Source organism: Halobacillus sp. KGW1 (genome assembly GCF_001592845.1).
Taxonomy (GTDB): Bacteria; Bacillota; Bacilli; order Bacillales; family Halobacillaceae; genus Halobacillus.
This window is the reverse complement of sequence record NZ_LSOC01000002.1, coordinates 723,955-745,947: the sequence shown is the minus strand read 5'-3', so window position 1 is coordinate 745,947 and position 21,993 is coordinate 723,955. Positions and strand designations below refer to the sequence as shown.

25 protein-coding genes are annotated in these 21,993 nt (G+C 47.7%); all 25 read right to left on the bottom strand.

Features of this window, described 5'->3' with window-relative positions:
* Positions 1-3: 3 nt before the first annotated feature.
* Positions 4-1,062, bottom strand: coding sequence for a chemotaxis response regulator protein-glutamate methylesterase (locus AXG56_RS04500; protein ID WP_062513403.1), 1,059 nt, complete (start codon positions 1,060-1,062; stop codon positions 4-6).
* The gene (locus tag AXG56_RS04495; protein WP_008639580.1) at positions 1,059-1,919 is read right to left on the bottom strand and encodes a MinD/ParA family protein; all 861 of its coding nucleotides are present in this window, start codon (positions 1,917-1,919) and stop codon (positions 1,059-1,061) included. The genes AXG56_RS04500 and AXG56_RS04495 overlap by 4 nt, the downstream gene beginning before the upstream one ends.
* On the bottom strand, positions 1,912-2,988 hold the full coding sequence (gene flhF, locus AXG56_RS04490) for a flagellar biosynthesis protein FlhF (RefSeq protein ID WP_026577460.1): 1,077 nt from the start codon (positions 2,986-2,988) through the stop codon (positions 1,912-1,914). Before flhF ends, AXG56_RS04495 begins: the two co-directional genes overlap by 8 nt.
* Positions 2,985-5,015, bottom strand: coding sequence for a flagellar biosynthesis protein FlhA (gene flhA / locus AXG56_RS04485; RefSeq protein ID WP_062513401.1), 2,031 nt, complete (start codon positions 5,013-5,015; stop codon positions 2,985-2,987). The genes flhF and flhA overlap by 4 nt, the downstream gene beginning before the upstream one ends.
* Positions 5,016-5,033: 18 nt before the next feature.
* Positions 5,034-6,119 carry a flagellar biosynthesis protein FlhB gene (gene flhB / locus AXG56_RS04480; protein WP_062513399.1) on the bottom strand — a complete coding sequence of 362 codons (1,086 nt, stop codon included), beginning with the start codon at positions 6,117-6,119 and terminating at the stop codon, positions 5,034-5,036.
* Between the two features lie 3 nt (positions 6,120-6,122).
* The gene (fliR, locus tag AXG56_RS04475; protein WP_062513396.1) at positions 6,123-6,899 is read right to left on the bottom strand and encodes a flagellar biosynthetic protein FliR; all 777 of its coding nucleotides are present in this window, start codon (positions 6,897-6,899) and stop codon (positions 6,123-6,125) included.
* A gap of 3 nt (positions 6,900-6,902) precedes the next feature.
* Positions 6,903-7,172 (bottom strand): flagellar biosynthesis protein FliQ, encoded by a 270-nt coding sequence (gene fliQ / locus AXG56_RS04470; RefSeq protein WP_008639564.1) that lies wholly within the window; start codon positions 7,170-7,172, stop codon positions 6,903-6,905.
* Positions 7,173-7,187: 15 nt separating this feature from the next.
* Positions 7,188-7,853: a flagellar type III secretion system pore protein FliP gene (gene fliP, locus AXG56_RS04465; protein ID WP_008639561.1), complete on the bottom strand. Its 666-nt coding sequence runs from the start codon at positions 7,851-7,853 to the stop codon at positions 7,188-7,190.
* The gene (locus AXG56_RS04460) at positions 7,846-8,478 is read right to left on the bottom strand and encodes a flagellar biosynthetic protein FliO (RefSeq protein ID WP_008639559.1); all 633 of its coding nucleotides are present in this window, start codon (positions 8,476-8,478) and stop codon (positions 7,846-7,848) included. Before AXG56_RS04460 ends, fliP begins: the two co-directional genes overlap by 8 nt.
* A gap of 13 nt (positions 8,479-8,491) precedes the next feature.
* A complete protein-coding gene (locus AXG56_RS04455) occupies positions 8,492-8,854 on the bottom strand; it encodes a response regulator (protein ID WP_008639557.1) in 363 nt (120 codons plus the stop codon).
* Positions 8,855-8,876: 22 nt separating this feature from the next.
* The gene (fliY, locus tag AXG56_RS04450; protein ID WP_062513394.1) at positions 8,877-10,049 is read right to left on the bottom strand and encodes a flagellar motor switch phosphatase FliY; all 1,173 of its coding nucleotides are present in this window, start codon (positions 10,047-10,049) and stop codon (positions 8,877-8,879) included.
* Positions 10,039-11,043 (bottom strand): flagellar motor switch protein FliM, encoded by a 1,005-nt coding sequence (gene fliM, locus AXG56_RS04445; RefSeq protein WP_008639553.1) that lies wholly within the window; start codon positions 11,041-11,043, stop codon positions 10,039-10,041. Before fliM ends, fliY begins: the two co-directional genes overlap by 11 nt.
* A gap of 26 nt (positions 11,044-11,069) precedes the next feature.
* The gene (fliL, locus tag AXG56_RS04440; protein WP_008639551.1) at positions 11,070-11,486 is read right to left on the bottom strand and encodes a flagellar basal body-associated protein FliL; all 417 of its coding nucleotides are present in this window, start codon (positions 11,484-11,486) and stop codon (positions 11,070-11,072) included.
* A complete protein-coding gene (locus AXG56_RS04435; RefSeq protein ID WP_008639549.1) occupies positions 11,483-11,701 on the bottom strand; it encodes a flagellar FlbD family protein in 219 nt (72 codons plus the stop codon). The genes fliL and AXG56_RS04435 overlap by 4 nt, the downstream gene beginning before the upstream one ends.
* A 42-nt stretch (positions 11,702-11,743) precedes the next feature.
* On the bottom strand, positions 11,744-12,628 hold the full coding sequence (gene flgG, locus AXG56_RS04430) for a flagellar basal body rod protein FlgG (protein WP_062513392.1): 885 nt from the start codon (positions 12,626-12,628) through the stop codon (positions 11,744-11,746).
* An 87-nt stretch (positions 12,629-12,715) separates the two neighbouring features.
* Positions 12,716-13,078: a TIGR02530 family flagellar biosynthesis protein gene (locus AXG56_RS04425; RefSeq protein ID WP_008639543.1), complete on the bottom strand. Its 363-nt coding sequence runs from the start codon at positions 13,076-13,078 to the stop codon at positions 12,716-12,718.
* Position 13,079: 1 nt separating this feature from the next.
* Positions 13,080-13,523 carry a flagellar hook assembly protein FlgD gene (flgD, locus tag AXG56_RS04420; RefSeq protein WP_062513390.1) on the bottom strand — a complete coding sequence of 148 codons (444 nt, stop codon included), beginning with the start codon at positions 13,521-13,523 and terminating at the stop codon, positions 13,080-13,082.
* Positions 13,524-13,531: 8 nt separating this feature from the next.
* The gene (locus AXG56_RS04415; protein ID WP_062513388.1) at positions 13,532-15,868 is read right to left on the bottom strand and encodes a flagellar hook-length control protein FliK; all 2,337 of its coding nucleotides are present in this window, start codon (positions 15,866-15,868) and stop codon (positions 13,532-13,534) included.
* A gap of 28 nt (positions 15,869-15,896) precedes the next feature.
* Entirely contained in the window at positions 15,897-16,475 is a 579-nt protein-coding gene (locus tag AXG56_RS04410) for a MotE family protein (RefSeq protein ID WP_008639537.1), read from the bottom strand.
* Between the two features lie 4 nt (positions 16,476-16,479).
* A complete protein-coding gene (gene fliJ, locus AXG56_RS04405) occupies positions 16,480-16,929 on the bottom strand; it encodes a flagellar export protein FliJ (protein WP_008639536.1) in 450 nt (149 codons plus the stop codon).
* A gap of 15 nt (positions 16,930-16,944) precedes the next feature.
* Positions 16,945-18,252: a flagellar protein export ATPase FliI gene (fliI, locus tag AXG56_RS04400; RefSeq protein WP_008639534.1), complete on the bottom strand. Its 1,308-nt coding sequence runs from the start codon at positions 18,250-18,252 to the stop codon at positions 16,945-16,947.
* Positions 18,245-18,979: a flagellar assembly protein FliH gene (gene fliH, locus AXG56_RS04395; protein WP_008639533.1), complete on the bottom strand. Its 735-nt coding sequence runs from the start codon at positions 18,977-18,979 to the stop codon at positions 18,245-18,247. The genes fliI and fliH overlap by 8 nt, the downstream gene beginning before the upstream one ends.
* Positions 18,972-19,985: a flagellar motor switch protein FliG gene (gene fliG / locus AXG56_RS04390; protein ID WP_008639530.1), complete on the bottom strand. Its 1,014-nt coding sequence runs from the start codon at positions 19,983-19,985 to the stop codon at positions 18,972-18,974. The genes fliH and fliG overlap by 8 nt, the downstream gene beginning before the upstream one ends.
* A gap of 13 nt (positions 19,986-19,998) precedes the next feature.
* A complete protein-coding gene (fliF, locus tag AXG56_RS04385; RefSeq protein WP_008639528.1) occupies positions 19,999-21,603 on the bottom strand; it encodes a flagellar basal-body MS-ring/collar protein FliF in 1,605 nt (534 codons plus the stop codon).
* Positions 21,604-21,667: 64 nt separating this feature from the next.
* Positions 21,668-21,982, bottom strand: coding sequence for a flagellar hook-basal body complex protein FliE (gene fliE, locus AXG56_RS04380; RefSeq protein ID WP_008639526.1), 315 nt, complete (start codon positions 21,980-21,982; stop codon positions 21,668-21,670).
* Positions 21,983-21,993 lie beyond the last annotated feature (11 nt).

Sequence of the window (21,993 nt, the reverse complement as noted above, 5' to 3'; positions counted from 1 at the left end):
CGTTTACTCCCTTCCGTTTTGGAGTGACAGGATTAAAGCCTTACTGATATCCTCTAAATCGGCTACTTCATCCGACAACCCCGACTTCACTGCTGCTTTAGGCATCCCGTATACGACACACGTCCCTTCGGACTGTGTGATGCTGTAGGTGTGCCGGATTTTCTGTTTCAATTTATGCAAACCTTCCGAACCGTCTGCTCCCATCCCCGTCATGACGACTACGGATGGAGTAACACCCGCCAAGTCTGACAAGGAAGAAAACAGCCGGTTGACCGAAGGGCGATGCCCGGACAGAGCAGGCGTCTGGTCCAGCACCGTGTACCATTCACCGCCCCGTTCACGGACGGTCAAATGAAAATCTCCAGGAGCGATATACGCCGTCCCCCGTTCCAAACGTTCGCCGTCTTCCGCTTCTTTGATCGTTATCTCTGCCAGTCTGTTGAGACGCTCAGAGAGAGATTTCGTAAATCCTTTCGGCATATGTTGGACGATTAAGACGGGAACAGGAAGCTCCCGTGGCAACGAGGTAAGAACCTCTTGCAGGGCTCTGGGGCCGCCGGTCGATGTTCCGATGGCAATTAAGTTCCTTCTGTTTTCCGCCCTTAACCGTGGGTGGGTCCTTTGCTTTTCCTGCTTAGTGGAAGTTGGAAGAGCAGTAACATTGGCTCCTCCCGCAGCTATCACTTTCCTTATCACCTGGTACTGGACCGTTTCCATATCAAGGGAAATGGATCCGGACGGCTTTTGAATGACATCCACCGCACCTAAGCTCAGGGCTTTAATGGTGCTGTCTGCGCCTTCCTTGGTTAGACTTGACACCATAACGACAGGCGTCGGACGCTTCTGCATAATGATTTTAAGGGTGGTCAAGCCGTCCATCACCGGCATTTCTACATCCAATGTAATCACGTCCGGTTCAAGGGCCTCCATTTTCTCAAGCCCATCCCGACCGTTTCTTGCAGCAGCCACCACTTCTATTCTGGCATCCCTTTCCAAAATATCCGTTAAGATCCGGCGCATGAAAGCCGAATCGTCTATGATAAGAACCCGAATCTTGTTCATCGCTTCCCCCTTGCAAACATCAGATTCTTCAGCTTATAAAGAAATTTACCGGTCCGCTCCGGCTGCTTTTCGTTTAAATAATTTCCGACGATATGCTTCATCATCGTTCCTGCCTTGCTCCCTTGAGAATCAAGCACAAAGGGCCTTTGTCGCCTTACCGCTCTAAGAACGGCGCTGTCATCAGGAAGGAGGCCTGTTTCGTTCAACTCCTTTTTAAGAAAGCGCATAGCTACTGTTTTGAGCTTGTCCATGGTTTCACGCCCTTCACGGGCATCCAGAACCCTGTTTACTAAAACGGAAATTGGCAGATCCGGCGCCCTTTGGACTACATGCTTGATCATGGCATATCCATCCGTCATTGCCGTCGGCTCAGGCGTCGTAACCAGCACCGCTTCATCGGCCGAGCGTATGAAAGCAAGGCTTTCTTCAGTAGCTCCCGCCCCCATATCAAGAATAATATACTCATAGACTTCCAATAGCTGCCGGAACTGATCTTGAAAGAAACCAAAGTCCCCCTCATCCATATGAAAAATGTCCGACAACCCTGATCCACCGGAAATATAGCCAAGCCCGGCAGGACCTTCCTCTATGATGTCTCTGACGGATAATCCCCTGCGGAATAAGTCAGGAAAAGAATAAGCCGGAGTCACTCCTAATAAAATATCAACGTTTCCCATTCCGATATCCAGATCGATCAGCAGCACCCGTCTTCCTTTTTTCTGAAGTGTCAATGCGAAGTTAACAGATATGTTGGTTTTTCCTACTCCGCCTTTTCCACTTATGACTGCAATCGTCCTCGCCGTAGGAACGGTATCGTTTTCCATCCTCTGACGGAGCTGCTGTGCCTGGTCATTCATGAGCGAATCCCTCCATCAGCAACCTGGCAAGGTACATAGGCGATGCTTCTTTTCTATCATCAGGCACATCCTGACCATTGGTGAAGTACGCAATTCCCTTTCCTGTGGATGAAGCCATATTGACAGCACTTCCGATATGGACTGTTTCATCCATCTTCGTAAATATCAACTGATCGACAGGAAGATCTTTGAATTCTTTGTAAACCGCCTTCATGTCAACTAGCTTGCTCGTAAGACTCAACACGAGAAAATTCTCCGAATCGTTGTCGAAATCAATTAAATCTTTCAATTCCTCTACATAAGCAGCATCACGGAAATTCCGCCCTGCGGTATCTACGAAGACAAGATCATAATCTGCGAACTTTTCTCTTGCTGCCTTGAAATCATCCGCATTATAGGCTACTTCCAGAGGAACATTGAGAATGGTGGCATACGTCTTAAGCTGGTCTACAGCAGCGATTCGGTAGGTGTCCGTCGTAATGAATCCAACCTTCTGCTGCCGGTGAAGTATAGCGTCGGCTGCCAGTTTTGCAAGGGTGGTCGTCTTCCCGACTCCCGTGGGACCGACCAGATGTACAAAAGGTTTAGAAAACGTCGACTTTCCGAAACTCAACCCCTTCAAATGGTCGTATATTTCATTTGTCAGTCGTTGCTTTAACACCTCCGTATCTTCTGTCTGCTCGTATTTTTCCAGCAGTGCATCAACGAAGTAGCCGGCAAGATCTGTCTCCACTTCTTTAGAAATTAAATATTCATAGGCGTGTTGATAGAGAGGTGGATAGTGTGAATCCTTCTTTAACAGCAGTTCTTTCATCTGCCGGATTTCTTTCACGATTGCCTCTTCATCCTTGGATGGCGGCATGTTTACCTCTAGTTCACTGCCCTGTTTTTTTTGGTCTTCCGGATCGATTGCCGCAATAACCTCCGTCTGCTCACGCTTGAAAAAACCGAGGAATCCGCCAGTCTTTATGTTTTTAGAATTCAAAATGACGGCATCCGCTCCAAGCTCCTTTCGCACCTTCTTCATCGCTTCTGGCATCGTTGGCGCCTGGATTTTTCTTATTTTCATGCCACATTCACCACCCCTATGCTTTGTACCTCGGCACTTGGTTCCAGCTCGTTATAAGAGAGGACGACTACTTGTGGAAGGAAGCGATCCAAAAGCTGCTTCACATACATCCGAACAGCAGGAGAACAAAGAATAATGGCCGTTTCTTCCTGTAAGGACATCTGCTCCACCTGTTCTGCTATGGATTGAATGATTGCTTGCTGGCTGTCTGGATCAAGGGCAAGATAGCTGCCATGCTCCGTTTGTTGGATGCTTTCTGCTATCATTTTCTCCACTTTACCGGAAACGGTGATCACCTTTACCTGGTTATCCGCCGACCGGTACTGGCCGGTAATCTGAGCGGAGAGCGCCTGTCTTGCATACTCGGCCAGGAGATCCGTATCACTCGTCATTTTGCCGAAATCAGCAAGGGTTTCAAAAATAATCGGCAGATTCTTGACAGAGACGTTTTCACGGAGCAGCTTGGATAAGACCTTCTGTATATCCCCGACGCTCAAAGGTTCAGGAGTCACTTCATTGACAAGGATTGGATAGGAATCTTTCAGGTGATCGATGAGCTGCTGCGTTTCCTGACGACCGAGAAGGTTATGGGCCTGTTGTTTAATGACCTCTGTAATATGAGTGGAGACGACGGAAGGAGGGTCGACGACCGTGTACCCAGACAACTCCGCCTCATCCTTTTGTTCTTCCGTTATCCATTTAGCAGGAAGACCGAATGCCGGCTCGTTTGTATCAATGCCTTCTATTCCGTCATCCCCTTCCGGACTCATAGCAAGAAAGTGATCGAGCAGCAGTTCCCCTTCGGCTACTTGATTCCCTTTAATCTTCAGCCGGTATTCATTCGGGCCCAGCTGAATATTATCCCTGATCCGAACCACCGGGATCACAATACCAAGTTCGATCGCCAGCTGCCGGCGGATCATAACAATCCGGTCGAGCAGGTCTCCCCCCTGGCTTGTATCCGCAATGGGAATAAGCGCATATCCAAATTCGAATTCTATCGGATCCATACTGATTAACTGGACGACATTTTCAGGCGACTTCATTTGATTGCCGTCTGCCTCATCCAATTCTTCCGGTTCTTCAATTAAAGGAGCTTTGTCTTCTCTCGACAGCCAAAAAGCCCCGAAGGCGAGAACGGAAGAAATCAAGGTCGTAAGAAAGAAGTTAATCGGGGTGAGGCCGAGCAGAAATATAGTGATGGCCGCAATATAGAGCAGCTTCGGATAGCGAAGCAGCTGGCTCGTTACATCCGTGCTCAAATTGCCTTTAGACGCAACCCTCGTAACTACAATCCCGGTAGCTGTGGAGATAAGCAAAGCAGGAATCTGACTGACAAGCCCGTCTCCCACCGTCAGACGCATATACGTATCAATCGCTTCATTAAATGACATGCCCATCTGGACCATCCCGATGATCAGTCCAAAGATGATATTAATCAGAACGATAATGATTCCGGCAATAGCGTCTCCTTTGACAAATTTACTCGCACCGTCCATCGCTCCGTAAAAATCCGCTTCCTGTTCAATCTTTTCACGGCGGTCTTTCGCCTGATGTTCGTTGATCATACCGGCATTTAAATCAGCATCAATGCTCATTTGTTTTCCCGGCATGGCATCCAATGTGAACCGGGCAGCCACTTCGGACACCCGTTCTGCCCCTTTTGTGATGACAAGGAACTGGATGATAATCAGGATGATGAAGACGACGAATCCGACAAGCGGGTTTCCACCGATTACAAACGTCCCGAAGGTCGCCACGACACCGCCTGCATCCGCCTCTGACAAAATGGAACGGGTAGTGGAAACGTTCAACCCCAAGCGGAACAATGTTAGTAAGAGTAACAAAGTGGGGAACACGGCGAACTGTAATGCCTCTTCCATGTTCATAGATACAAGGATGACGATGAGAGCTAACGTGATATTGATAAGAATGAAGAAACTGAGAAGCCACCCCGGAAGTGGTATGACGAGCATGATAATAATTAAAATCACACCGATGAGTACAGATAAATCTCTTGCTGACATGTGGGGCACTCCTTTCTGTTACATTTTTTTCTCCAATTGATAAACGTAAGCCAACACTTCCGCAACGGCCTTGTAAAATTGTTCATCAATGGGTTGATCGAGTTCTGCATGCTGATAGAGAGAACGTGCCAGCGGACGGTTCTCCACGGCAGGTACCCCGTTCGCTTTTGCCACTTCCTTGATCTTCATAGCAAGGACATCCACCCCTTTGGCTATGACGATTGGTGCGGAGGACTGTGCTTCGTCATATTTAATGGCGATGGCATAGTGCGTGGGGTTGGTAATAATGACATCCGCCTTTGGCACTTCACTCATCATCCTGCTTGCAGCCATCTGACGCTGTTTCTCCTTGATTTTCGCCTTGATCTGCGGATCTCCCTCGATGTTCTTATGCTCATCCTTGACGTCTTTCTTCGACATCCGGATGTTCTTTTCGTGATCATACCGCTGATAGGTATAATCAAGAACAGACAATAGGAGCAGCGCCAGGGCGGAAACAAGACCCATGATGACAGTGGTAGTTCCGAAGAATGCCAGCGCCGCGTCCACATTCTTTTGAGACATCAGCATCATTTCATCTTTGTAATACCAAATGACAGAGAACGAAATGATGCCGATGACGCTGATTTTCAATAGTGATTTCAGCAGTTCCACAAGTGCTCTGGCTGAAAAAATCCGTTTTGCACCTTTAATCGGATCGAGGCGTTTCAAGTCCATCTTCAACGGCTCACTCGTAAACATCACTCCTACCTGCAGAAGATTGGATGCTAACCCTGCAAGGATGGCAATTCCCATAACCGGAGCGACCACCTTCGCTGCCTCTGTCGTCATTTCCAGGAAGACAGAAGCCGTCCTTTCTTCGGTCAGATCCATATAGAGATAATCGGTGAAAGCATGTTCATACATGCCGGTCATCGTCTCCTTCATGAATCCTCCAGTTAAATACAGAACACCGAAGACCAAAAGCAGCAGAAAACCCGTATTGACATCCTGACTCTTCGGGACCTGGCCTTTTTTCCTCGTGTCCTGACGTTTCTTCGGCGTTGCTTTTTCTGTTTTTTCATCAGCAGCAAAATATTGAAGATCCAATTGCAAATAAACCATCGATCAGCCTCCGAACAGTACCATCAAGCCGCGCATGGTATCAAGCATCGTTTCAAATAATTTATGGATTAAGAAAATATAAAACGGCATGGCTATGACCAGCACGGCAAGACCTGCAAAGATCTTCAGCGGAAGCCCGACCACGAAAACGTTTAGCTGCGGGACCGTCCTTGCAATAATGCCGAGCGCAATATCGACGAAAAACAGACACCCGACGATCGGCACAGCAAGAAGAAATGCCGTGATGAACATATGATTAAAAGCGTTGAGGACATATTCGATCCATCCGTCTTCCCTTAAAGGCAAAAGCTGGTCAAGCCCGATCCACTCATAGCTGTAGAACACTCCGTCGATCATTAAATGGTGACCATCGACAGCCAGAATGAGGATGAGCGTAACGATATACATATACTGACCGACAAGAGGGCTTTGGGCTCCTGTCTGCGGATCGATGACGTTGGCAATAGCGAAACCCATTTGGAAGTCGATGAATCCACCGGCGATTTGTATAGCTGCCAACACGATATAGGCGATTAATCCGACAGCAATCCCCACCGCTGCTTCCTTCAATAGAAGGAGTATGTATTCTGCATCAAGAGAGACTGCCGGAAGCGGTATCGTAAAATAAAGAATGGCTGCAAGGAAAACACTGAAGCCAAGCTTGTGCTGTGTTGGTACCGTACGGTAGGAAAACAGCGGCAGGGTGGCAAAAAAAGCCGTGATCCGAACCAATATCAGTAGAAACGCCGGTACGTTCATAAGAGCAATAGATTCAAGCATCCGTTAACCGACCAGCACATTAAGGTTGTTGAATATATTTGCTGTGAACTCCACCATGTTCGTCAACATCCAGGGACCGAAAACAATCAATCCGATTAATACAGCAACAATTTTCGGTATGAAGGCAAGCGTCTGTTCCTGGATCTGGGTCGTCGCTTGGAAGATGCTTACTACCAATCCAATAGCAAGAGCCAGTATGAGTACCGGTCCGGAAATGAGCAGTACCGTATAAATGCCTTCTTTCGCAAATGAGATAACCATATTAGTATCCATCCTGTACCTCCTGTCCTAAAACCCTTCTAGTAATGATTTCGTTATCAGATACCATCCGTCTACAAGGACGAACAGCAAGATTTTAAATGGAAGGGAAATCATAACCGGCGGCAGCATCATCATACCCATCGACATAAGCACGCTCGCCACGGCCATGTCGATGACTAGGAAAGGTACGAATATCATAAAGCCCATTTGAAAGGCTGTTTTTAATTCACTGATGGCAAAGGCAGGAACGAGCGTCGTTAATGGGACATCCTGAATCGTCTCCGGTGCCTCCATGCCGGAATAGTTCATGAATAGCGCAAGGTCCTTCTGCCTCGTATGTTTTCCCATAAATTCCTTCATCGGCACGCTGGCCTCTTCATAAGCCTCATCAAGCGTAATTTCCTCATTAAACAACGGCGTCAACGCCTGTTCATTCACTTCCTGGAAAGTAGGAGCCATAATGAAAAACGTTAGAAATAATGCAATACCGACAAGAACCTGGTTCGGCGGCATCTGTTGGGTGGCAAGGGATGTCCGAACAAAGGACAATACGATCAGAATTCTTGTAAAACTGGTCATCAGGATCAAGATTCCCGGCGCAAGTGACAAAACGGTCAGCAAGAGCAGAAGTTTTACAGAAGTAGCGACACTGCCGGGGTCAGAGCTTGAAAAAATGTCTACAAATTCATTCATCCCCGCCGCCCCCTTCTTTCCTGTCCAGCAGCCGTTTCCTTTTCTCTTTCATTTCCTTTAACTGGGTCTCAAATAACTGCTTGAAATCACTTGATTTATTTTCCGACCTTCCTTGATGGAGGTTTTTCTTAATGACCTCCGTGAAGCCGGATGACATATCTTGTTTCTTCAATGCGTCTATCGTTTCTTCATCTGTAATTTCCGTAATTGCCTGCACGGAATCACCTACGCCTAAAATGAAGACGCGCCCGCCGATTCTAACTGCCTGAACGGACTTGTTCGGGCCGAGGTTCAATCCACCGAGGTTCTCCATCGTGCGATTCTGCTGGAAGAGCCTGTTCTTTTTATTAAAAAACTTCAGTAATGCATAGATGAGAGCGACAACGAAGGCCAAGGCTAGGATAAGCTTGATGACGTTCCACACCAGCGACCCTCCCGACGGCGCCTCTGTTTCCGAACCGTTAACGGTTTGATTCTCCCCTCCGTCGTCATCCGGACATCCGGAAAGATCCGGATTATCCATGCATTCGACGACGGATGGCTGAGCGAGGGCCGTCCAAGGATGGCTACCCAAGAGGCTCCCGAACATGACTAGGATGACGATGACTCTGGCTGCAATGCGCATGTGCATTCCTTCTTCAACTTAACGCTTTTTGAATCGCTTCGATGACACGATCCGCCTGGAACGGTTTTACTATAAAATCTTTGGCACCGGCCTGGATGGCATCCACAACCATTGCCTGCTGTCCCATCGCGGAACACATAATGATCTTTGCCTGAGGATCATGACTTTTAATTTCCTTTAAAGCTGTGATTCCATCCATCTCAGGCATAGTAATATCCATCGTTACAAGATCCGGCTTTTCTTCTTTATATAAGTCGACCGCTTTTTGGCCGTCTTCCGCTTCCCCGGCGATTTCATATCCGTTCTTCGTCAAAATATCTTTTACCATCATGCGCATAAAAGCCGCGTCATCAACAATTAGTATTCGTTCTCCCATATCTATTCCTCCTATTTATCCATTAACGTAGTTTAGTCAATCGTTCTTTCGGGCTTACAATATCGGTGACACGCACACCAAAGTTCTCATCGATGACGACAACCTCGCCTTTTGCCATCAGTTTGTCATTGACGTGAATGTCGACAGGTTCACCAGCCAGCTTATCCAGTTCAACGACGGAGCCTGCCGATAAATCCAGTATCTCTTTCACGGTGCGCTTCGTCCGCCCTAGTTCTACGGTTACCTTAAGCGGTATATCCATCAACATATCCAGATTGTTTTGAGCCGCAGGCGTCATGGCACTGCTTTGGTCAAACTCCTGGAAACTTGCATGCTGAATGTCTGCCTTCTCCATGCCGTACCCTGAAGGCGCGCCTACATACTGCGGCTCCGGAGCCGCCTGCTCGGCAGTTTCTTTCACAGACGGGGGTTCCGGATCTTTTTGCGCTGATTCTTCCACGCGCGGAGATTCCGTAACTTGTTCAGGTTCTTCTTTCGCTTCCGGGTTCAGCAGTTCTTCCACCATCTCTTTCCCAAAACGGACAGGGATCAGCTGCATAATGCTGGAATCAATCAATGTTCCAATTTTAAGCTGGAAGGAAACTTTAACAAGCACTTCTTCGTTTGGAATCCGTTCGGTACCCTTATCCACCTCCAAGTCCAGAACGTCGATAGCAGGCGGAGAAATATCCACCTTTTTATTAAAAATCGTCGACATACTGGTCGCGGCAGAGCCCATCATTTGATTCATCGCTTCTTGTACTGCACTAAGTGCAATATCACTGAGCTGAGCATCGGGAGAGGTTCCATCTCCCCCCAGCATGAGGTCCGCGATAATCGCTGCGTCTTCGGTCTGGATCACGAGCACATTTTCGCCGCTGAACCCATCCGTGTACGTCACCCCTACCGCGACATGCGGTTTCGGGAATTCTTCCGGTAAGTGAGCCCTGTCTACGACGGATATCGTCGGAGTTGTAATCTCCACCTTCTGATTGAGGAGCGAAGACAGGGCAGTAGCGGAGCTGCCAAAAGAGATGTTACCGATTTCCCCTAAAGCATCCTCCTCCAAAACAGAGAGACGTTCCGCTTCTGGTGTATCTTTCTTATCCTTATCGAGTTCGGCAGAAGAGTCATCTCCTCCGCCTCCGTTCAATAGTGCATCAATTTCGTCCTGTGATAACATGTCATCCGTCATAATGTCCGGCACCTCCTTGACACTCTTCTAAAATTTGCACGGCCAGTTTATTGTTTAATTTCCCCGGCTGTATGTAAAACTTATCCTCTTCATCGACCCGCAGCATAAGCGGCTTTCCTATCGGCTGATCCAGGCGGATGACGTCTTCTGCTTTCAGATCTAAAAACTGTTCGATCGACATCGATGCCTCTCCTAATACCGCTCGAATATCAAGCTCGGTACCGCGAATGGTTTGAGTGAGTGCTTCCTGTTCAACCGGATCGCGTTCCTTCGGCTGTTCCTTCTGCATCCAGTAATGTACCGACAGCTTCGGAATAATCGGTTCTAATACGACATGAGGAATGCAGATGTTAATCATTCCGCTCGTAGAACCTACAGTCGTTTCCAACGAAACGACCACGACAGTTTCATTCGGTGATACGAGTTGAAGGAACTGAGGGTTGACTTCAAAATCCTCCAGTTCCGGTTCCATATCAACAATGGATCCCCATGCCTCCTGATAATTTTCCAGCGCATGTTCAAAGAGGTGGGACATGATCGTCGTCTCAATTTCCGTCAAATTGTCCACTTTGTTCACGCTGCTTCCCTTTCCACCGAGCACTCTGTCCATCATGGCATAAGCGACGTTCGGATTTGCCTCCATAAGTATCCTTCCTTCTAAAGGAGGAACATGGAAAACGTTCAAAATCGTCATCGTCGGAATCGAGCGGATAAACTCCTCATAGGGAAGCTGATCTACGGATGCGACCTCAATATCGACATACGTACGCAGCTGCGCGGAGAAGTACGTCGTTAATAGTCTGGAAAAGTTTTCATGGATCCTCGATAAACTTCTGATCTGATCCTTCGAAAAACGGAGAGCCCGCTTAAAATCATAGACTCTTACCTTCTTCTCCTGTTCTTCCTGTTTTAATTTCTCTGCATCCATTTCTCCTGTAGAGAGGGCAGAAAGTAAGGAATCGATCTCGTTCTGCGAAAGAACTTCTTCAGCCAATACCTCACCCCCCTTTCCTATTGCATTTACTGCAGCACTTTGGTGACTGTATAAACATCTGTGACAGAGCCTTCATCCATAAATTCATTCAGCTTAAGTTTAAGCGTGGCTTCAAGATCCGAAAGACCGGACTGGAAGGACTCCGCATCCATTACAGCAAGCTCTTTCAAAAGAATATTCTGTACTTGAAAGTCCCGTTTCTCCAACTCTTTCACCGTATCTTTGCTGTCGGCGACAATACGAAAACTGATGCGGACATAGTCTCCGCTCTCCAAGTCTGTAGTGATCTCTTCTGTTGTATAGGAAGAATCTACGATGTCATCAATGGAGCGTTCTCCACTGGCTTTCTTTGTATCACCCATATTAAGCACCAGAACAAAGGCGATCACTCCAAGTACTAAAAGGCTGCTGAATGAAATTACCATGATTTTAAATAGTTTCATCGTTCCTCTTCACCACCCTTTTGTACGACGCGCAGCAAACCAATTCCCTGGTAATATTTCTTTACTAACCGAGCGACCTGCTCTTCGGACTCTCTCACAAGAATCGTCCGGCCGGAAACGGTCGTGATCGTCGTATCCGGATGGGACTGAATCTGCTCAATATACAGAGCATTAATCGTAAACGGGTCCCCGTTCAATTTCGTTAAAGGTATCATAGATTCACAGGAGGGCGGTTATGCCCTCCCCCTCCCTTCGGCTTATCGTTTCAAGTTGACGAGCTCTTGGAGGATTTCATCCGATGTCGTGATAATCTTTGTATTCGCCTGGAACCCGCGCTGGGCTGTGATCATTTCCGTAAATTCATCGGCGAGGTCGACGTTCGACATTTCAAGAGAACCGGAAACCATCTGTCCCGTTCCGTTTTGGCCAGATATAGATAGATCTTCCAGTTCGTTCAATTGACCATCATCGCCTTGAGAACTAATGAACCCGGCATTATCTGTCATACGGTATTCATTCCCCCCTATTTTCTCTAATCCACCAGGATTGGAAAAACTGGCCAGAGCAATTCTATCTGCCACTTGTACTTCTTGATTTTCGTTTACATATGACACGGTACCATCAGATAGAATGCTGAAACTTAGAGCATTTTCAGGAATGGTAATAATGCCTTCCTCTCCCATTACATATTTACCGCTGTTATTTACGATAGCCCCACTATTATCAAGGTAAAAATTACCTGCTCTCGTAAAGCTCAGGGACGAATTACCCAAAGTAAAGTTAGTTGGATTATCGTTTGCATCGTAAGTGACGCCACCCTCCGCTAAAACGAACATCCCGTCTCCTTCCAAAGCTACATCAAGAGCGCGGTTTGTCGTTTGATTGTTCCCCTGTGTATGAATCGTATCGATGGAGCCAATTTTTGATCCCAGGCCCACTTGAGAAGGGTTCAAACCACCACGACCCGTATCAGGATTCGGCCCTTCTGCTGGTTTAACGGACTGGCTCATCATATCCTGGAAGGAAACCCTCCCTTTCTTGAATCCCGTCGTATTGACGTTTGCAATATTGTTACCGATCGTATCCAACTTCGTTTGAAACCCTTTCATTCCGGAAACCCCTGCATAAAGTGAACGTAACATACCAACCATTCCTTTCGATTTTAAATTGTATGACGCCGCTTCGTTCATTCCGCGGCGTTAAAGGCTTCCCTGATTGCGGGTCCGGCCTTATTTGCTTATAAAGATCGTTCCGTTGATATTTGTAAAAATCTGCGAGGCGGACTCTTCACGATCAAGTGCCGTCACTACCGTATTATTTTTCGTGCTTACGATTAATGTCGCATCATCCGTAACGATGAGAGAATCGGTAATGCCTTTACGTTTCGCTTCGGACATTTTACCGGCTATTTCTCCCCACATGTTTTCGCTGATGTCAATATTCCGCTCCTCCAGCCTGCGCTTTGCATGTTTACTGACCTTGACCTCTTTCGCTTCCTCCAATACATCCCTGAAAGAAGGAAAATCGTTCTTAACAGGAGCATTTTTAGGGATAGTAAGCGGTCGGTGGAGAGCTTGTATACGCGGATCCATATCATTCCTCCACCTTCACGTCTTTGATTTGTGTGAGGCTGCCGACAGGAACCGCGGCTCCGTCTTCTATTTCAAGAAGGATATCTCCATCCTTCTGTTTGACCGATACCACCTGCCCTGCTTTGACTTCCTCGCTTCCCGTTTCCGGATTTGTGACCGCGTAAGATACTTCCTTACCGATCAAATGACTGTACTGAATGAGAGGGGGAGACTGTTGTCCGTCAAGGAAGCTCTGCAGAGACTGCGACATGTTCGTCATTTGTTCCAAACTGGAAAACTGGGTCATCTGCGCGATAAACTCTTTATCCTCCATCGGGTCAAGCGGATTTTGGTTCTGTATCTGCGTCATCAAGATTTTGAGGAAATCATCCTTACCGAGAATGTTACTGCCAGACGTCTGCTTCTGCTGATTTTTCAAATAGATGGACGGGTCAATGGCTGTCATGGAATCACCTACACTTTCTCATTCATTCTTAACAATTCTTCAAACGTTGGACCATCCTCTTCCGTATCATCGCGCTCGCGGTCCGGGGACGAACCCTGTCCATTTCGCTTGCTGCCGGATTCCTCCTGTTCTTTGCTTTCTTGATAAGCAAGGCCGCCGGCAGGGGTGTCCGTCCTTTCGACAACGACTTGATGTGGAGAGAACACGTGGCGCAGGTGGTGGAGGTTTCCTTCAATCACCTCTTTTGCAGATTGGCTGCCTACCATAAGCTTCACGACCATCTCGCCGTTGATTTGAGCCACTTTCACCGTCAAGTCACCAAGGTTTCCAGGTTTCATCTGGATGCGCAGCTCTTTATTGCCATGAAGGTCCGTAAGCATCCTGCTCTTTTGGACAAACTGTTCTAAATCCTTCACCCACTGCTTCATTTCTTGTCCGGAAGTCTTAGTTTCAGCCAAAGGAAAAGCCGGCTGTTCAGACATTCGGAGCACTTGGAAAGCAGCTTTATCCGCATTACCGTCTATGCGAGCCGCAGCCTCTTTTTGAAGAAGAGGTATAGAAGCAGAAGGAGCCGTCCTTGGATCAAGGGCTTCTTTTGAGCGAATTGCCATACCTAGGGCCTTTTGTTCCCCTGATCGGTTCCCCGTCTCATAGAGACCAAGCTGCTGTTGGGCAACAACGGCATTTCTCACTGCCAGCGTAGTCGATTGCGGGGGTGGAGCCTGCCTGCCTTCCGTCACTCTTTCCAATACTTTAACCACTCTTTTCGAAAGGTCTTGTGATACGGTCATGGCAGCCGGTTTATGTTCCCCCTCCGTCCTGACATCCGAAGCGGCGGCACGATTCCCTTCAGCCAATGTAAGGGACAGCTGATTTAAAGGAAGCTGGGTGCGGATATCTGCCTGAAGTGGTTTTAACAAGGTAAAGGCTGCTTTATTTTCCACCTTTATATCAAGCACCGGTTCCCCTGATTCAGCCGTATATTGGACGGTCATCTTCCCTAATTGTTCCGGATTCATGGAAAATGTTTTCGAAATACTTTTGGATGGATGGGCGCGCATTTGCTGAAGGAAATTTCTCAAAACTTCCACAACAGAACTTTTTATCGTTTCTTCTGTCTCCACATCGATAGTAATAGGGCCACTCGAAGCTTTGGGTCCATCGGTGCGGACGCTCTGTGAAGATGCTTCTGCGTTTATAGGCGGTACTAACCCGCGGTTACTGTTCGACTGGTTTATACGGCCGTAATGATTCAAGCCTGAGAAGCGGCCGTCTAACTTAACAGCATCCGCCAAATAAGGAAGTTCCGACGTTGTTAAATGGATAAATTGTAAGATATCCCCTGCATCAAACGCACGGTCTATTGCTCTGGAAAGATTCTCTGGAATTATTGCTGTTTGGACCGCCGAAGCTTGTCCATCTGGAGACAGCTCTCTATGTATCTCATGCTGAACCGGAAGCTCCCTGTTATGCAGACTGTCCCATTGCTCCATACGATGAAGAATAGTTGAGAGTAAGGGGGATTTGCTATCAGCCTCCACTCCCTTCTCCATCAAGGTGTGAAGCAAAGCATTCCATTCCTTTTTCAAATGTCCTTCCAACTTTATCAACTCTGCGCCATCATTAATCGAGACCTGGCCTTCATTCATAGAGGGCGCAAATGGAATAGACCCTTTTTGCTCCTCCCTGAGGGATGCACTGTCATTCCAAATCCTTTCCGGTAAAAAGGACAGCTCTTCTTTCAGGCTATCTATAGATATATCAACATTCCGTTTTTTGTAAGTCCCGTTCGCTGCCGGAGTAACTTCCGGCTGATTCTTACCGATGCCCGTATTCATAGCTTCTACCGAAATGTCTTTCGCCAAGTAAGGAAGCTCTTCCACCATGCGAAGAAGGAAAGCATCCGCATCCCTTTTTTCGTACGCCGTGGTTACCTCACGGAAAACGTTCAAACGTTTCACGTTATTAGAAATCTGCTCGATACCTTCTGAGTCCAACGGTTGGTTATGTACGTCTTGTTGTCCTGGTGCGGCGGTTCTATACCGAAGCGCATGCCACTGTTCCAAACGCAGGCCGATCACATCAAGCCTCTCTTCTTCTTCTTCGCTCCTCGGTAGCTTGTCGTATAATGTCTGGAATATAGACCGGAGTTCTTCCCCCAATTCATCCAACCCATCCGATTTCGCTGCACCCGCAGTCGGCGTTGAAGCAGCTGCCTCTTCGATCATTCCTTCCAATCGCTCCTTGAACTGAGGGGCAAAATCAGGGGTTGATGTCGTTTGAACCGCTTGTCCTTGTAAAGGTTGAGGGTTAGCTTGTCCACTAAACAAAACGTTCCAATCCATTGCTATCACCTCCTTTCGAACGGTTCCTTTAAGAATCGATGAGCGCACTTGCGTAAGAGGCGGCTATCTCTGGGTCCATCTGGCCGAGAATGTCTCCTCGCTCTTCCACTGCAATCAAACGAAGTACTTGAACAGCCAAGTCCTGATTCATGGTGGAGATGATTGGAGCGGCTTCTTCCGGGTCCATCTTCTGGAAGGATGCAGCAATGTCTTTTGCACTGTCTTCTTCCACATCTTCCTCCCCCCGTTCCTCGGTCGTCCCTTCGAGCTCTTTCTCCAACTGTACAATCTGGTTTTCCATGTCTTTCTTTTCTGCATCCCCAGCCGAAGCCTGCTCTTTTAATTGTTCGATTTCCGCTTCTTTATTAGCTAACATCGCCTGTAGTTTATCCGTTTCCTCTGAGGACGCCGAATCCGTGGAAGTGGTATCTGCTATGCCGGGTATGTTAGCTCCGTACTTTTCCACCTGTTCAAAAACGTTGTAACCCATGAGCGTCATCACGATCACGGTCAATACAACCAGGAAGAGGAGCGGAAAGACAACAGCCGAAAATATCTTTAGAAAACGGCTGCCTCCTGTTTGCTGCTTTGGTAGTTTCTTTGCCATCCGATCACCTGTTCCTCCTGTTTAAATACTGGACCATGGACACTTCATCCATATTTTTATTTTCTTCCTGCTTGGCGTACTGTTTCTGTTTCTCTTCTTTGTTCTCAATTAAGCGTTCATATTTCTTCACTTCTCTGTAGGCTTCTGTGAGCTTCGTTTGCGTCCGATCCATTTTCCGCCTTGCCTGCTGAACCAGTGGCTGAAGCGAATGAATGATCTCTTCCAGACGTGCAATATACTGCTGATGCTGGAGGAACGCATGAGCCTGGATCGCTCTCTTCTCCATCGTGGAATTAAAGGCTTGAATAGCATCCTCTTTTTTCTTTAATGCTTCATACAGTCTATAGGCATGTTCTTCGAATTGATCGACCGCCTTTTCATGTGTACGCTGTTTCTCTTTTTTATCCCGATCCTGCAAGTCTCGTATCTTCTCGAACGTATGAATGGTAGTCATGCATTCACCTCTCTTTTATGAAAACAAACGATTCAAATCTTCCACCGAGTGTTCGAAGGTTGACGGTTCATGAATTCCCTGCCTCAAAAATTCCATAATGGAAGGATGATAATGGATCGCTTGATCGATCTCTTTACTGGAGCCTTTTTTATACGCACCGATCTGGATCAATTCTCTATTCTCTTCGTAAGTGGAAAGAAGCGACCTCAACTGCTGGGCACGCTCGATATGGGATTCCGATACAATCTGCTTCATGACCCGGCTGATCGATTTCAAAATATGAAGAGCAGGATATTGCCCCTGTTCCGCAATTTTGCGGTCAAGAATGAAGTGGCCGTCCAGAATACCGCGGACGGTATCTGATATCGGTTCGTTCAGATCATCGCCATCAACGAGTACCGTATAAAAGGCTGTGATCGTTCCTTTATCACTGGAACCAGTCCGCTCCAGAAGTTTCGGAAGTTTTGCAAAAACCGACGGCGTATAACCTTTCGTTGTCGGCGGCTCTCCTGTCGCTAAGCCGATCTCTCTTTGTGCCATAGCAAACCTTGTAACCGAGTCCATCATCAAGTTAACGTCATATCCAAGATCTCGGAAGTATTCACTGATCGCCGTCGCTGTATAGGCGCCTTTGACCCGCATCAATGCCGGCTGGTCGGAGGTCGCGACAACTAAAATCGAGCGCTTCCTTCCTTCTTCTCCTAAATCATTCTCAATAAATTCCCGTACTTCCCTGCCGCGTTCGCCAATTAATGCAATGACATTCAAATCGGCCGAACTGTTCCGGGCAATCATTCCCATCAGCGTACTTTTTCCTACTCCGCTTCCGGCGAAGATTCCGATTCTCTGTCCTTTTCCGACAGACAGAAGTGAATCAATGGCTCTCACCCCGACCTGAATAGGCTCTTTGATCGGTGGTCTCTCCAAAGGATTCGGGGGGGCCTGGTCGGTCGGATACGGTCTTAGACCTTTGGGCAGCGCGCTCCCGTCCAGCGGATTACCCATTGCATCGAGAATGTTCCCGATCAGACCAATGCCTGCCTTGACATTCAGCGGCTGCTTTGTTGCTTCTACAAGACTTCCCGGACTGACCTCCCGAACTTCCTGGAACGGCATCAGCAGGATGTTTTCGTTATGAAAACCTACCACCTCCGCTGCCACTGGTGCCACTTTCCCAGATGGGGAATGGATATAGCAAAGGTCCCCCACGGATGCGTCCGGTCCCTTCGATTCAACCATCAGGCCTACGACGCGTTTTATCCTACCGAACCGTTTATATGTATCCGCCTGCCGGATTGCTTCCTGATAGATCGACTCATTCATCGCTGTCCACTCCAAACGCGGCTTCAAACAGTTTCTCCCTGAGTTCGGACAATTGACTGTCCACTCCTGCACGAATCATCCCAAAGGGAGATTCGATGACGCAGGCGTAGGGGGAAAGTTCTATGTCTGCATAAAGGACGAGCTTTGTGTGAACGTCGACCAATCTCTGGAGTTCTTCCATCTGGTGATGGAGAAGTTCGTACTGATCCGGATGAAGCTTTACTGTAATTTCCGGCTGATCCTGGACTTCTTTGACGGCATGCCTTACCAAAGATAGAAAGTAGTCATCGGATTGATCCAGCTGCTTTTTAACGACCTTCTCCGCACAAGCGACTGCTAATCGAAGAATGGTTTGTTCACTTTCTTCCACCACTCTGTCATGCTGCTCTTTAGCCTGCCCCATGACCCGGTTGGCTTCCGAGATCTTCTCTTTGTATGACTCAAAACCTTCCATCCTTCCTGCTTCAAAGCCATCCAGGCGGCCTTCGTTAAACGCTTCTTCTGTAATAAGACGCTTTTCTTCTTCCCATGTCTTTCGCCACTGTTCTATTTCTTTTTCTGCTTTCTGAAGAATGCGCTCCCGCTCCGCTTCTGCTGAACGGAGTATTTCTCTCTGCTCCTGCTTCGCTTCTTGAAGCTCTGCATGGTGACGGGACTCCTCTCCGCGCGGGCCGATTGCAACTTGCCGGAGTTCAATGACGCGTCCGTGTTGATTGGATTTACACAATGATGTCATCTCCTCCGCCTCGGGCGATTACGATTTCACCAATATCTTCAAGGCGCCGGATTGCAGACACGACCCTTGTCTGTGCCTCTTCCACGTCACGAAGCCTGACTGGACCCATGATTTCCATCTCCTCTTTGAAGGTTTCGGCCATTCGCTGGGACATGTTCTTGAATACCATTTCCTTTACTTCTTCACTGGAGACTTTCAAGGACAAACGTAAGTCGTCATTATCGACTTCACGGATGACCCGCTGTATCGCACGATTATCAAGAGCAACAATATCTTCGAATACGAACATTCTCTTCTTAATCTCTTCCGCCAGTTCCGGATCCTGTATTTCCAAAGAGTCAAGGATCGTCCGCTCTGTACTGCGATCGACTCCGTTCAACACTTCCACAACCGCCTGTATACCGCCCGTATCGGTGTAATCCTGCATAACCGTAGTCGACAGCTTCTTCTCCAGAATCTGCTCGACTTGGCTGATGACTTCCGGGGAAGTGGAATCCATCGTGGCGATTCGTCTCGCTATATCCCCCTGCAGCTCCTGTGGCAGCTCGGAGAGTATCTGACCTGACTGCTCTGAATCAAGGTAGGAGAGCACCAGTGCGATCGTCTGAGGATGCTCATTTTGTATAAAATTCAAAATCTGTCCCGCATCGGCCCGGCGCGCAAAATCAAACGGCCTCACCTGCAGCGAAGAAGTCAACCGTCCAATGATATTGGCGGCCTCCGCAGGTCCAAGCGCTTTCTCCAGTATCGTTTTCGCATAACCGATTCCGCCTTGGGAAATATAGTCCTGGGCGAGGGCAATTTGATGAAATTGATCCAAAATCTCTTCTTTTTCTTTTGCATCGACTTTTTGTACCGATGAAATTTCCAGCGTTAATTGTTCAATTTCTTCTTCGTTCAAATGTTTGTACACTTTTGCTGCCACATCCGGCCCAAGGGCTATAAGCAGGGCGGCAGCTTTTTGTTTTCCTGTTAATCTTGTCTTTCTTAAGGCCATCCTTCAGACCCCCTTAATCTTCTGCAATCCATGACCGCAATAGTTTCGCAAAATCTTCCGGCTTCTCATTCGCCAGTTTCTCCAGCTGCTTCCGTTTCTGTGTGGACTCGTCTTCTTTCTCCTGTATCTCCTGCACTTCTTTCGACCGCTGCTCGATCAGTGGTTCTTCAAAATAGACGTATTCTTCCTCTTCCTCTACGTTCCTGCGTCGGAACAACAAGATCAAGAGCAGGATGATGAGTAGAGCGAGGACGCCGCCAGTAATATACACCCACAGAGGAATTCCCGGCTGTGCTTCAGGGGCTTCCGGTTTGCCATTGAACTCCTGGAAGACGATCGACACATTCTCGTCTGCCTCAATTTGATCTTCATAACCAGCATCGATGGAAGTCGTTATCATGGAGTCGACAATGGATTGAATGCCCTCTTCTACGGTCTGCTGCTCTGCGGCGGTCAAATATTCAACTTCGCCCTCTGCATTTGTCCCTTTTGTGTTATCCACAGCAACCTGAATACCAAGATTTCTTACTTTATACGGACTTTCTTCAATATTTCTCTTGATCCGGTTGAACTCGTTGTTGATCGTTTCGCGATTCATTTCATAATCGCCGTCTCCGCCCTCTTCACCTGCAGGGTAGTTGGCTACATCTTCATCTCCTGCTCCTGGAACGCCGCCTTCCGGAACGCCGCCTTCATAGGTTTCTTCAATGCGCTCCACACTTACCGGCAGTCCTTCCATCGTTTCAGGATCAACCGGTTCAACAAGCTCTTCGACACGGTTTTCTTTTGTAAAATCGATATCTGCAGTTACGGTTGCCATGACCTTTTGTTGACCGATCATGGTACCAAGCATCCGCTGCAGGCGCTGTTTTATGTCCCGTTCAATATCTTCTTTGACATTTTGTTGATATGTATAAGCGTCGGAGCTCCCAGCTAAGGAAGCATCATTAATGTCAAAATAATTAAAATTCTGATCCATGATGACGATATTATCTTTAGATAAATTAGGAACAGACTTTGATACCAGATTGTACAGCGTCTCTACTTGAGGCTGTTCGATACTTGCTCCCGGTTGTACGTTCAGGACGACGGATGCTGAGGCTTCCTGCCCCTGCTCCGATGCAAACACCTGCTCCTCCGGCATGTTAATCATTACTTGGGCATCCTGGATTCCACTGATCCCTTTCATGAGATTGGCAAGCTCGGTCTGCATCGCATCCAGTTTGATGACATCAAACTCATTGTCCGTCATCCCCCATGATGTGTTGGCACTGAAGAATCCGTAATCGATCCTTCCGCTGTTCGGAAGACCGGACGCAGCAAGATCAACGAGCAGCGACTCCGCTTCTGTATCCGGAACGAGTATCGTCGTTCCGCCCTTATCCAATTCATAAGGAATGCCTCTTGTATCCAATTCTGATTTGATCTGGCCTATTTCCTGAAGCGTCAAATCGCTGTAAAGTGGTGTCATCTTGGAACCGCCTTGTAAGACAGCAAGCAAGACTGCGGCCAGAATGACAGCTGCAACGGAACCAATGATCCAGCCCTTTTGTGATTTTTTCCGCTCTTTCCAAAACGACACGACTTTCTCTCTGTATGCGTTTATTTTTTCTTTCATAGCTGCCCCCAAAAAAAGCACAACCTACGCGAATGGTTTAGTGCTGATAATCGTTCGGTAATAATTAAACCTGCATACGCATGATTTCTTTGTATGCCTCAATTGTTTTGCTCTGCATTTCCACTGCCATCTGCATCGTTACACTCGCTTTTTGCGATGTAATCATGACGTCGTGCAGATCATCAATCTCCCCACGAGCAAGCGCCTTCGTCTTATTATCCGAAGCAATTTGTGCTTCATTGACCTGTTCAATCGCCTGCTTCAGCTGATTTGCAAAGGCCCCCTGGGCTTCCCCTGCAGATACGGCTTTTTTCCACTGGGATCCATTAGCTGAGGACATTTGCACCGGGGTATTCATCATGGAAGTCATTTCGACCATACCAGTCCCTC

Coding starts and splice junctions, on each gene's coding strand:
- fliR (WP_062513396.1), bottom strand. CDS start 6,899: ATGCTTGAATCTATTGCTCTTATGAACGTACCGGCGTTTCTACTGATA.
- fliE (WP_008639526.1), bottom strand. CDS start 21,982: ATGGTCGAAATGACTTCCATGATGAATACCCCGGTGCAAATGTCCTCA.
- AXG56_RS04495 (WP_008639580.1), bottom strand. CDS start 1,919: ATGAATGACCAGGCACAGCAGCTCCGTCAGAGGATGGAAAACGATACC.
- flhA (WP_062513401.1), bottom strand. CDS start 5,015: ATGTCAGCAAGAGATTTATCTGTACTCATCGGTGTGATTTTAATTATT.
- AXG56_RS04410 (WP_008639537.1), bottom strand. CDS start 16,475: ATGGCAAAGAAACTACCAAAGCAGCAAACAGGAGGCAGCCGTTTTCTA.
- AXG56_RS04435 (WP_008639549.1), bottom strand. CDS start 11,701: ATGATACCTTTAACGAAATTGAACGGGGACCCGTTTACGATTAATGCT.
- AXG56_RS04500 (WP_062513403.1), bottom strand. CDS start 1,062: ATGAACAAGATTCGGGTTCTTATCATAGACGATTCGGCTTTCATGCGC.
- flgD (WP_062513390.1), bottom strand. CDS start 13,523: ATGACAGCCATTGACCCGTCCATCTATTTGAAAAATCAGCAGAAGCAG.
- flhF (WP_026577460.1), bottom strand. CDS start 2,988: ATGAAAATAAGAAAAATCCAGGCGCCAACGATGCCAGAAGCGATGAAG.
- fliP (WP_008639561.1), bottom strand. CDS start 7,853: ATGAATGAATTTGTAGACATTTTTTCAAGCTCTGACCCCGGCAGTGTC.
- fliI (WP_008639534.1), bottom strand. CDS start 18,252: ATGAATGAGTCGATCTATCAGGAAGCAATCCGGCAGGCGGATACATAT.
- fliQ (WP_008639564.1), bottom strand. CDS start 7,172: ATGGATACTAATATGGTTATCTCATTTGCGAAAGAAGGCATTTATACG.
- flhB (WP_062513399.1), bottom strand. CDS start 6,119: ATGGTTTATTTGCAATTGGATCTTCAATATTTTGCTGCTGATGAAAAA.
- fliL (WP_008639551.1), bottom strand. CDS start 11,486: ATGAAACTATTTAAAATCATGGTAATTTCATTCAGCAGCCTTTTAGTA.
- AXG56_RS04425 (WP_008639543.1), bottom strand. CDS start 13,078: ATGGATCCGCGTATACAAGCTCTCCACCGACCGCTTACTATCCCTAAA.
- flgG (WP_062513392.1), bottom strand. CDS start 12,628: ATGTTACGTTCACTTTATGCAGGGGTTTCCGGAATGAAAGGGTTTCAA.
- fliJ (WP_008639536.1), bottom strand. CDS start 16,929: ATGACTACCATTCATACGTTCGAGAAGATACGAGACTTGCAGGATCGG.
- AXG56_RS04455 (WP_008639557.1), bottom strand. CDS start 8,854: ATGGGAGAACGAATACTAATTGTTGATGACGCGGCTTTTATGCGCATG.
- fliF (WP_008639528.1), bottom strand. CDS start 21,603: ATGAAAGAAAAAATAAACGCATACAGAGAGAAAGTCGTGTCGTTTTGG.
- AXG56_RS04460 (WP_008639559.1), bottom strand. CDS start 8,478: ATGCGCATTGCAGCCAGAGTCATCGTCATCCTAGTCATGTTCGGGAGC.
- fliG (WP_008639530.1), bottom strand. CDS start 19,985: ATGGCCTTAAGAAAGACAAGATTAACAGGAAAACAAAAAGCTGCCGCC.
- fliY (WP_062513394.1), bottom strand. CDS start 10,049: ATGACGGATGACATGTTATCACAGGACGAAATTGATGCACTATTGAAC.
- AXG56_RS04415 (WP_062513388.1), bottom strand. CDS start 15,868: ATGGATTGGAACGTTTTGTTTAGTGGACAAGCTAACCCTCAACCTTTA.